The following is a 10353-nucleotide window of genomic DNA, read 5'->3' as shown; positions in this document are numbered from 1 at the left end:
TCACCGTGACCACCTGGCACCTGGAGCAGACCGCTCCTTCCGACCTCAGCCCGGCGCAGGAGCCGCCCGCCACGGCCGGGGTGCGGATCGTCCGGGCCGAGGTGCCGAGCCCCGAGTTCAGTCACTTCCTCTACACGGCGGTGGGCTCGGATGTGGCGTGGACCGACCGGCTGGTGTGGTCGCGGGAGGCGTGGGAGGAGTATCTGCACCGGCCCGGTGTGGAGACCTGGGTGGCGTACGAGCGCGGAACCCCGGCCGGGTACATCGAGCTGGAGGGCCAGGACGAGGGCGTGGTGGAGATCGCGTACTTCGGCCTGGTGCCGGCCTTCCGGGGCCGCCGCATCGGCGGGCATCTGCTGACCTGGGGGACCGCCCGTGCCTGGGACATGGCCGAGCGCCGGCCGGACCGGGTGCCGACCAAGCGGGTGTGGCTGCACACCTGCAGCAAGGACGGACCGTACGCGCTGGACAACTACCGCCGCCGGGGCTTCCGGGTGTTCGACGTCAAGACGTCGGACGAGGAGTGACCAACACCACATCGTCTTGCATTCCGAGACAGATTCGTCCGCATAGTGGATTAAGGTGGACTCGTCAGAGACCACCATGCGACGCTTCCATCATGTCTCGAGCTGGAATCGCCTTGGTGAGTCGACGCCACGTCGACCTCGGCCGCATGTCCAGCGCGATCTGTCCGGCGGGCTGACCCGCACCTCGAGAGGGCCGTCACGAAGGCCCCGGGCAGCACCACCGCATCTTCCGCACGCCCCCGACGACGTGGGCGAGCGCGCACGCCTCGACACTCCCCGCCGCATGTCGCACCGGTCACCGCCGTACACCCTGCCGACCTGCGCATGCGCAGGTCAGACGGTGCGCGCACGTACTACCCGCCGCACCTGAGCCGCTCAGAAGGACACACACCGCCATGGCTGCCACCCCGGAACGCGCAAGCGCTACGCCCCGCCGCAAGGCCGGACGCCACCGCGGCGAAGGCCAGTGGGCCGCGGGGCACTTCACCCCTCTCAACGGCAACGAGCAGACCAAGAAGGACGATGACGGTCTCAATGTGCGGACACGCATTGAGACGATCTACGCCCACCGCGGCTTCGACTCCATCGACGGCGCCGATCTGCGCGGCCGGATGCGCTGGTGGGGTCTGTACACCCAGCGCAAGCCCGGGATCGACGGCGGCAAGACCGCGATCCTGGAGCCGGAGGAGCTGGACGACGAGTACTTCATGATGCGGGTCCGGGTGGACGGCGGCCGGCTGACCACCCAGCAGCTGCGGGTCGTCGGCGAGATCTCGGAGGAGTTCGCGCGCGGCACCGCGGACATCACCGACCGGCAGAACATCCAGTACCACTGGATCCGGGTGGAGGACGTGCCCGAGATCTGGAAGCGGCTGGAGGCCGTCGGGCTGTCCACCACGGAGGCATGCGGGGACACCCCGCGTGTGATCATCGGCTCGCCGGTGGCCGGGATCGCCGAGGACGAGATCATCGACGGCACCTCCGCCATCGAGGAGATCCACCGGCGCTACATCGGCAGCAAGGAGTTCTCCAACCTGCCGCGGAAGTTCAAGACCGCGGTCTCCGGCTCACCGGTGCTCGACGTGGTGCACGAGATCAACGACGTCGCGTTCGTCGGCGTCCGCCACCCCGAGCACGGCCCCGGCTTCGATCTGTGGGTCGGCGGCGGTCTTTCCACCAACCCCAAGATCGGCGTCCGGCTCGGCGCCTGGGTCCCGCTGGAGGAGGTCCCGGAGGTCTGGGCCGGGGTCGTCTCCATCTTCCGCGACTACGGCTACCGTCGGCTGCGCACCCGCGCCCGGCTGAAGTTCCTGGTCGCCGACTGGGGCCCGGAAAAGTTCCGCCAGGTGCTGGAGGACGAGTACCTGAAGCGCCCGCTGTCCGACGGCCCGGCGCCCGAGCAGCCCGTCCAGCAGTGGCGTGACCACATCGGCGTCCACCGCCAGCAGGACGGCCGCTACTACGTGGGCTTCGCACCGCGCGTCGGCCGGGTGGACGGCACGACCCTCACCAAGATCGCCGACCTGGCCGAGGCCCATGGCTCCGGGCGGCTGACCACCACCGTCGAGCAGAAGATGATCGTGCTCGATGTGACCGAGGACCAGGTGGAGTCGCTGGTCGCCGGGCTGGAGTCGCTGGACCTCCAGGTCAAGCCGTCCCCGTTCCGGCGCGGCACGATGGCCTGCACCGGTATCGAGTTCTGCAAGCTGGCGATCGTCGAGACCAAGGCGCGCGGCTCCTGGCTCATCGATGAGCTGGAGCGCCGACTGCCCGAGTTCAACGAGCCGATCACCATCAACCTCAACGGCTGCCCGAACGCCTGCGCCCGTATCCAGGTGGCGGACATCGGTCTCAAGGGCCAGCTGGTCATGGACGACAACGGCCAGCAGGTCGAGGGCTACCAGGTGCACCTGGGCGGCGCCCTGGGCCTGGAGCCGGGCTTCGGCCGCAAGGTGCGCGGGCTGAAGGTCACCGCCGCCGAGCTCCCGGACTATGTGGAGCGGCTGCTGCGCCGCTTCCAGGAGGAGCGCGAGGACGGCGAGCGCTTCGCCACCTGGGCGGGGCGTGCCAGTGAGGACGCCCTCAAATGAGCGAGCGTGCCGCGCCGTTCTACTGCCCTTACTGCGGGGACGAGGATCTGCGTCCCTCGGAGGAGGGCCATGGCGCGTGGGAATGCGCGTCCTGCAACCGCGCGTTCCGCCTGTCGTTCCTCGGGCTGCTGGCCAAGGGCCTGCGGCGCGACCCGATCGATGAAGGGGGCACGGCGATATGACGACACGGCTTGAGGACACCGATCTCGAAGGGCTCGCCGAGAAGGCGGGCCACGAGCTCGAGGACGCCCCGGCGCTGGACATCCTGCGCTGGGCCGCGGACACCTTCGGATCGCGTTTCTGCGTCACCTCCTCGATGGAGGACGCGGTGGTGGCGCATCTGGCCTCCCGCGCCTTCCCCGGTGTCGATGTGGTCTTCCTCGACACCGGCTACCACTTCCCCGAGACCATCGGCACCCGTGACGCGGTGGCGGCCGTGATGGACGTCAACGTCATCACCCTGACCCCGCGCCAGACGGTGGCCGAGCAGGACGCCGAGTACGGTCCCCGGCTGCACGACCGCGACCCCGACCTGTGCTGCGCCCTGCGGAAGGTCCAGCCGCTCGAGGAGGGGTTGCGGGAATATGACGCCTGGGCCACGGGATTGCGTCGGGACGAATCGCCAACGCGCGCCAATACCCCGGTCGTTGGCTGGGACGCCCGGCGCCGTAAGGTGAAGATCTCGCCGATCGCCCGCTGGACGCAAGCGGATGTCGAGGCCTATGTCGCCGAGCACGGCGTGCTGACCAACCCCCTGCTGATGGACGGCTATCCGTCGGTAGGCTGCGCGCCCTGCACCCGTCGGGTTCTGGAGGGCGAGGACATCCGGTCCGGCCGCTGGGCGGGTAGCAACAAGACCGAATGCGGGCTGCACGGCTGATGGCTGTCGACCAGGAGAACGAGATGAGCGCCCCCACGACCACCGGTGCCACGGTGTGGCTGACCGGTCTGCCGAGTGCGGGAAAGACCACGATCGCCTATGCGCTGGCCGAGCGGCTGCGCGGCGAGGGCCGCCGGGTGGAGGTGCTCGACGGGGACGAGATCCGCGAGTTCCTCTCCTCGGGGCTGGGCTTCTCCCGCGAGGACCGGCACACCAACGTCCAGCGGATCGGCTTCGTGGCAGAGCTGCTGGCCTCCCACGGGGTCACGGTGCTGGTGCCGGTCATCGCGCCGTACGGGGACAGCCGCGAGGCGGTGCGCAAGCGCCACCAGCGCGAGGGCACCCCGTATCTGGAGGTCCACGTGGCCACGCCCGTTGAGGTGTGCTCCGAGCGGGACGTCAAGGGGCTGTACGCGAAGCAGGCGGCGGGCGAGCTATCGGGTCTGACCGGTGTGGACGACCCCTACGAGGCCCCTGCCGACCCGGATCTGCGCATCGAAACCCACAGGAACAGCGTGCAGGAGTCGGCGGCCGAGGTGCGGTTGCTGTTGAGTGAAAGGGGACTGCTGTGAGCCACGCACGCGCGGCCACCGTGTCACGGGCCATGGCGCTCCCCGCACCGGGGCGCCGGCCGATGCCGAACCCCGCCGATATGACGGGAAGCTACTACCGCAGCCGAGCGAACGAAAGGGGCGCGGCATGACGACCGTGACGGCGATCAACGCGGACGAGGGCGCGGGCCTGTACGCGCTCGCGCACCTGGACGCGTTGGAGTCCGAGGCGGTGCACATCTTCCGCGAGGTGGCGGGCGAGTTCGAGCAGCCGGTGATCCTGTTCTCCGGGGGCAAGGACTCCATCGTCATGCTGCATCTCGCGCTCAAGGCGTTCGCCCCGGCGGCGGTTCCGTTCTCGCTGCTGCACGTGGACACCGGGCACAACTTCCCCGAGGTCATCGCCTATCGGGACGCCACCGTCGCCCGGCACGGGCTGCGGCTGCACGTGGCCTCGGTCCAGGAGTTCATCGACGACGGCCGGCTGCGCGAGCGCCCGGACGGCACCCGCAATCCGCTGCAGACCGTGCCGCTGCTGGACGCCATCGAGAAGAACCGCTTCGACGCGGTCTTCGGCGGTGGCCGCCGGGACGAGGAGAAGGCCCGCGCCAAGGAGCGGGTGTTCTCCCTCCGGGACGAGTTCGGCGGCTGGGACCCCCGGCGGCAGCGCCCCGAGCTGTGGCAGCTCTACAACGGCCGCCACTCCCCCGGTGAGCACGTCCGGGTCTTCCCGCTGTCCAACTGGACCGAGCTGGACGTGTGGCAGTACATCGCCCGGGAGAAGATCGACCTGCCGCAGATCTACTACGCGCATGAGCGCGAGGTCTTCCGGCGCGGCGGCATGTGGCTGGCGCCCGGCGAGTGGGGTGGTCCGAAGGACGGCGAGACCGTGGAGCGGCGCATGGTGCGCTACCGCACCGTGGGCGACATGTCCTGCACCGGTGCCGTGGAGTCGGACGCGGTGGCCATCGAGCAGGTCATCGATGAGATAGCCGCCTCCCGGCTGACCGAGCGGGGTGCGACCCGCGCCGACGACAAGCTGTCGGAGGCCGCGATGGAGGACCGCAAGCGCGAGGGGTACTTCTAACCATGACGAGCAATCTGACGTCCGAGGAGCAGGCCGCGGCGGCCGCCGTGGAGCGGTCCGCGGCCACCTCGCAGCTGCGCTTCGCCACCGCGGGTTCGGTGGACGACGGCAAGTCCACGCTGGTCGGGCGGCTGCTGCACGACTCCAAGTCGGTGCTGGCCGATCAGCTTGAGGCCGTGGAGCACGCCTCGCGCATCCGTGGCCAGGAGGCGCCGGACCTGGCGCTGCTGACGGACGGGCTGCGGGCGGAGCGGGAGCAGGGCATCACCATCGATGTCGCCTACCGCTACTTCGCCACGCCCAAGCGGCGGTTCATCCTCGCCGACACCCCCGGCCATGTGCAGTACACCCGCAACATGGTCACCGGCGCCTCCACCGCCGAACTCGCGGTCGTCCTGGTGGACGCGCGCAACGGCGTGGTGGAGCAGACCCGGCGGCATGCCGCGGTCGCCGCCCTGCTGCGGGTCCCGCATGTGGTCCTCGCCGTCAACAAGATGGACCTGGTGGACTACGCGGAGCCGGTCTTCGCGGCGATCGCCGAGGAGTTCACCACCTACGCGGCCTCGCTGGGCGTCCCCGAGATCACCGCCATCCCGATCTCGGCGCTGGCCGGGGACAATGTGGTGACCGCGTCGGCGAACATGGACTGGTACGGCGGCCCGACCGTGCTGGAGCACCTGGAGAGCGTGCCGGTGGGCACCGACCCCTCCCAGGACCCGGCGCGTTTCCCGGTGCAGTACGTGATCCGTCCGCAGACCGCCGAGCACCCCGACTACCGCGGCTACGCGGGCCAGATCGCCTCCGGTGTGCTGCGCGTCGGCGACGCCGTCACCGTGCTGCCGTCCGGCCGGACCAGCACCATCACCGGGATCGACGCGCTGGGCACGATGGTGGACGTGGCGTGGGCCCCGCAGTCGGTGACCCTCACCCTCGCCGATGACCTGGACATCTCGCGCGGGGATCTGCTCGCACCGAGCGCCCACGCGCCCGAGACCACCAGGGACGTCGAGGCCACCGTCTGCCATCTGCACGACCGTCCGCTGCGCGTGGGCGACCGGGTGCTGCTCAAGCACACCACCCGCACGGTGAAGGCGATCATCAAGGACATCCCGTCCCGGCTGACGCTGGCCGATCTGTCGCACCATCCGGCGCCGGGTGAGCTGGCCGCCAATGACATCGGCCGGGTCGTGCTGCGCACCTCCGAGCCGCTGGCGCTGGACGCGTACGACGCCTCGCGCCGCACCGGCTCCTTCCTGCTGATCGACCCGGCCGACGGCACCACGCTCACCGCCGGAATGGCGGGCGACTCCTTCGCGGCACCGGCCAAGGGCGCCGAGGCCGCGCGGGACGACGAGGGATGGGACTTCTGACCATGGCCGGTGAGGTGTTCTCGACATTCGCCAAGGAGGGCGGCCGCGTGGGCAGCGGGGCGCTCGGCAGCGGGCAGGGCGGGGTCGGACGATGTGTGCGCTGATGCCGCAGTCCGCTCCCGTCCACCAGCACCGCCGCCGAAAGCCATCTGAACTGCCGGGCGTCCTCTGACGCCGCCCCGGCCCGTCGAGAGGAACACCCCCGTGTCGTCTGCCGTCCGCCTCATAGCTCCGCGACCAGCCAAGCACCCCCACCGCCGCACCCGGATCCTGGCGGCGGCGGCCGTCCTCCCCCTGCTGATGGGCGCGCTGGGCGCCTGCGGCTACGGCTCGCAGAAGAAGAACGACGACACCGGATCCTCAGCGGTCCCCGCGGCCGGCGGTGCGAAGGTCGACGGCCTGGACAAGGTGAAGGTCGGCTACTTCGCCAACCTCACCCACGCCACCGCGCTGGTGGGGCTGCGCAAGGGCGGCCCGATCCAGCAGGAGCTCAAGGGCACGAAGGTCGCGCCGTACGTCTTCAACGCCGGGCCGTCGGAGATCGAGGCGCTCAACGCGGGCTCCATCGACATGGGCTGGATCGGCCCGTCGCCGTCCATCAACGGCTATGTGAAGTCCCACGGCTCCAACCTCAAGATCATCTCCGGGTCGGTCTCGGGCGGTGTCAAGCTCGTGGTCAACCCGAAGAAGATCAAGACGCTCGACGATGTCAAGGGCAAGAAGATCGCCACCCCGCAGCTGGGCAACACCCAGGACGTGGCGTTCCTCAACTGGGTCAAGAGCAAGGGCTGGAAGGTCGACGCCCAGAGCGGCAAGGGCGATGTGTCGGTGGTCCGCAGCGACAACAAGGTGACACCCGACGCGTACAAGTCCGGTGCCATCGACGGCGCGTGGGTGCCCGAGCCGACCGCGTCCAAGCTGGTCGCCGACGGCGGCAAGGTGCTGCTGGACGAGTCCTCGCTGTGGCCGGACAAGAAGTTCGTGATCACCAACCTGATCGTGAAGCAGTCGTTCCTCGAGGAGCACCCGAAGGTCGTCGAGGCCGTGCTGCGCGGCTCGGTGAAGACCAACGCCTTCATCAAGGCCAACCCCGAGCAGGCGAAGAACGCGGCCAACGCGGCGCTCAAGGAGGAGACCGGCAAGCCGCTGCCGGCCGAGGTGATCGACCCGGCGTGGAAGTCCATCCAGGTCACTGACGACCCCCTGGCCTCGACGCTGAACACCGAGGCCGACCACGCGGTCCAGGCGGGGCTTCTGGAGAAGCCCGATCTCAAGGGGATCTACGACCTGGGCCCGCTGAACAAGGTCCTGAAGGCCGAGGGCAAGCCGGCGGTCTCGGCCGCGGGCCTCGGCAGCCAGTAGCCGCCCGTCCGTCCCGTACGCACCGTACTCATGTACACGCATGTACGCATTCATCAGGAGGTGACCGGATGTCCCCGGCACTGACCACCGAGAAGGACGACCGGGCGAGCACCGCGACGGCGGGCGCCCCCGGCCCCGCCGGCTCCGCCGGGTCCGTATCGATCGCCCACGTCCACAAGGCCTTCGGCCGCCCCGGGGCGGCCCAGCCCGTGCTCGATGACATCAACCTCCAGGTGCGGCCCGGGGAGTTCGTCTGCATCCTGGGGGCTTCCGGCTGCGGTAAGTCCACGTTGCTCAATCTGATCGCCGACCTGGACAAGCCGACCTCGGGGGCCATCGAGGTCCCCGCCGGCCGGCCGGCCCTGATGTTCCAGGAGCACGCCCTGTTCCCGTGGCTGACCGCGGGGAAGAACATCGAGCTGGCGCTGCGGCTGCGCGGGGTGCCGCGCGCCGACCGCAGGCCGCAGGCCGAGCGGCTGCTGGAACTGGTGCGGCTCAGCGGCGCCTACGGCAAGCGGGTGCACGAGCTCTCCGGCGGTATGCGGCAGCGCGTGGCGCTGGCCCGCGCGCTGGCGCAGGACTCCAGCGTGCTGCTGATGGACGAGCCGTTCGCCGCGCTCGACGCCATCACCCGCGATGTGCTGCACGAGGAGCTGACCCGGATCTGGAGCGAGACCGGCGTCTCGGTGCTGTTCGTGACCCACAACGTCCGCGAGGCCGTCCGGCTGGCCGAGCGCGTGGTGCTGCTGTCCTCCCGGCCGGGGCGGGTCGTCCGCGAGTGGTCGGTGGACATTCCGCAGCCGCGCCGCATCGAGGACGCGGCCGTCGCCGACCTGTCCGTTGAGATCACCGAAGAACTGCGTGGGGAGATCCGCCGCCATGGCCAGCAGTAAGACCACCCGCGGCGCCGCGGTCGAGGAAGCCGACGGCGGGAACGGCGGGAAGCAGCCGATAGAGAAGTCCATCGAGAAGTCCACGGCGAAGCGGGGCACGGGGAACGCCCAGGACCTGGCAGGCCTGGAGGCCGGTCTGGACGCCCTGGACGCGGTGCAGACCAAGCGGGTCTCACCGGCCGAGGTGCTGGTCCAGAAGGTGCTGCCGCCCATCGTGGCCGTCGCCTTCGTCCTGGCCCTGTGGAAGGTGCTCGTCGTCGCGAAGGTCACCCCCGACTACAAGCTCCCCGACCCGGGGCTGGTCTGGGACTCGCTGCGCCAGCTGTGGCTCCAGGGCGAGCTGCTCGACATCATCTGGACCAGCGTCTCGCGCGGTCTGTTCGGCTTCCTCATCGCGCTGGCGATCGCGACCCCGCTGGGTCTGGTCGTTGCCCGGGTGAAGTTCATCCGCGCCGGACTCGGCCCGATCCTGTCCGGGCTGCAGTCGCTGCCGTCGGTCGCCTGGGTGCCGCCCGCGGTGATCTGGCTGGGCCTGAACGACCAGATGATGTACACCGTCATCCTGCTGGGCGCGGTCCCCTCCATCGCCAACGGGCTGGTGGCCGGCATCGACCAGGTGCCCCCGCTGTTCCTCCGCGCCGGACGCACCCTCGGCGCCCGCGGCCTGGTCAGCGCCCGGCACATCCTGCTGCCCGCCGCGCTGCCGGGTTACGTCGCCGGGCTCAAGCAGGGCTGGGCCTTCTCCTGGCGCTCGCTGATGGCCGCGGAGATCATCGCCAAGTCCCCGGACCTGGGTCTGGGTCTTGGCCAGTACCTGGAGAACCAGCGCAACAACTCCGATATGGCGGGGGTGCTCCTCGGCATCCTCCTGATCCTCGTCGTCGGCATCGCCATCGAGCTGCTGATCTTCGCGCCGATCGAGCGCCGGGTGCTGCGCAGCCGCGGCCTGCTGGCGAGCGCGCGCTGAACGAAAACCACTGACCGAAGACCACTGAGCGGAAAGCCACCGAACGGAAGGCCACGGAAAGCCATCACCATGTCTGCCCCGACCCTGCTGATCATCGCCCACGGCAGCCGCGATCCCCGCCATGCGGCGACCGTCGACGCGCTGCGCGCGCGGGTGCGGTCGCTGCGGCCGGGGCTGCGGGTGGAGGCGGCGTTCCTGGAGTTCAACGCGCCACGCGTACCGCAGGTGCTGGCCCGGCTCGCCGCGGCGGACGCCACCGAGGTGATCGCCCTCCCGCTGCTGCTGACCCGCGCCTTCCACGCGAAGACCGACATCCCGGCGGTGCTGCGCGAGGCCACGGCCCGCCACCCCCGGCTTTCCGTCCGCCAGGCCGAGGTCCTGGGCCCGTCCCCGCTACTGATGGACGCCATGGAACGCCGCCTGCACGAGGCGGGGCTGCGCCCCGCCGACCGCTCCTCGACCGGGGTCGTCCTGGCCTCGGCGGGGTCCACCGACCCGGAGGCGATCGCGGTGATCGCTGAAATCGCGCGGGAGTGGCGGCACACCGGATGGTGCGCCGTGCGACCCGCGTTCGCCTCCGCCTCTCTTCCCCGCACCGAGGACGCCGTCCGCGCCCTGCGCGCGGA

General features: G+C 70.3%; 12 protein-coding genes. All 12 read left to right on the top strand.

The features are described from left to right. On the top strand, window positions 1–527 hold a 527-nt coding region (locus tag GWI24_RS32700; RefSeq protein WP_247617179.1), incomplete at its 5' end, for a GNAT family N-acetyltransferase. 92 nt (window positions 528–619) lie between these two features. Beyond that, window positions 620–703 carry a putative leader peptide gene (locus GWI24_RS46990; RefSeq protein ID WP_309471194.1) on the top strand — a complete coding sequence of 28 codons (84 nt, stop codon included), beginning with the start codon at window positions 620–622 and terminating at the stop codon, window positions 701–703. Window positions 704–922: 219 nt separating this feature from the next. Further along, window positions 923–2617, top strand: coding sequence for a nitrite/sulfite reductase (locus GWI24_RS32695; protein ID WP_210949679.1), 1695 nt, complete (start codon window positions 923–925; stop codon window positions 2615–2617). After that, window positions 2614–2799, top strand: a complete 186-nt coding sequence (locus tag GWI24_RS32690) for a hypothetical protein (protein ID WP_210949678.1) — start codon at window positions 2614–2616, stop codon at window positions 2797–2799. Before GWI24_RS32695 ends, GWI24_RS32690 begins: the two co-directional genes overlap by 4 nt. Beyond that, complete coding sequence (locus GWI24_RS32685) at window positions 2796–3497, top strand: phosphoadenylyl-sulfate reductase (RefSeq protein ID WP_210949677.1); 702 nt, start codon at window positions 2796–2798, stop codon at window positions 3495–3497. The genes GWI24_RS32690 and GWI24_RS32685 overlap by 4 nt, the downstream gene beginning before the upstream one ends. Further along, the gene (cysC, locus tag GWI24_RS32680; RefSeq protein WP_210949676.1) at window positions 3479–4069 is read left to right on the top strand and encodes an adenylyl-sulfate kinase; all 591 of its coding nucleotides are present in this window, start codon (window positions 3479–3481) and stop codon (window positions 4067–4069) included. The genes GWI24_RS32685 and cysC overlap by 19 nt, the downstream gene beginning before the upstream one ends. A 127-nt stretch (window positions 4070–4196) precedes the next feature. Continuing rightward, window positions 4197–5135 carry a sulfate adenylyltransferase subunit CysD gene (gene cysD, locus GWI24_RS32675; protein ID WP_210949675.1) on the top strand — a complete coding sequence of 313 codons (939 nt, stop codon included), beginning with the start codon at window positions 4197–4199 and terminating at the stop codon, window positions 5133–5135. 2 nt (window positions 5136–5137) lie between these two features. Further along, window positions 5138–6505, top strand: coding sequence for a sulfate adenylyltransferase subunit 1 (locus tag GWI24_RS32670; protein WP_210949674.1), 1368 nt, complete (start codon window positions 5138–5140; stop codon window positions 6503–6505). A 204-nt stretch (window positions 6506–6709) separates the two neighbouring features. Beyond that, window positions 6710–7867 (top strand): ABC transporter substrate-binding protein, encoded by a 1158-nt coding sequence (locus GWI24_RS32660; protein WP_308344166.1) that lies wholly within the window; start codon window positions 6710–6712, stop codon window positions 7865–7867. Window positions 7868–7935: 68 nt separating this feature from the next. Further along, entirely contained in the window at window positions 7936–8760 is an 825-nt protein-coding gene (locus tag GWI24_RS32655) for an ABC transporter ATP-binding protein (protein WP_210949673.1), read from the top strand. Next, window positions 8747–9727, top strand: a complete 981-nt coding sequence (locus GWI24_RS32650) for an ABC transporter permease (RefSeq protein ID WP_247617178.1) — start codon at window positions 8747–8749, stop codon at window positions 9725–9727. Before GWI24_RS32655 ends, GWI24_RS32650 begins: the two co-directional genes overlap by 14 nt. Window positions 9728–9796: 69 nt before the next feature. Next, window positions 9797–10353, top strand: a 557-nt coding sequence (locus tag GWI24_RS32645) for a sirohydrochlorin chelatase (RefSeq protein ID WP_210949672.1), incomplete at its 3' end; no start/stop codon positions are given.

The sequence above is a fragment of the Streptomyces sp. MK37H genome (assembly GCF_018035285.1).
Taxonomy (GTDB): Bacteria; Actinomycetota; Actinomycetes; order Streptomycetales; family Streptomycetaceae; genus Streptomyces; species Streptomyces endocoffeicus.
This window is presented reverse-complemented; position numbering and strand designations above follow the sequence as displayed.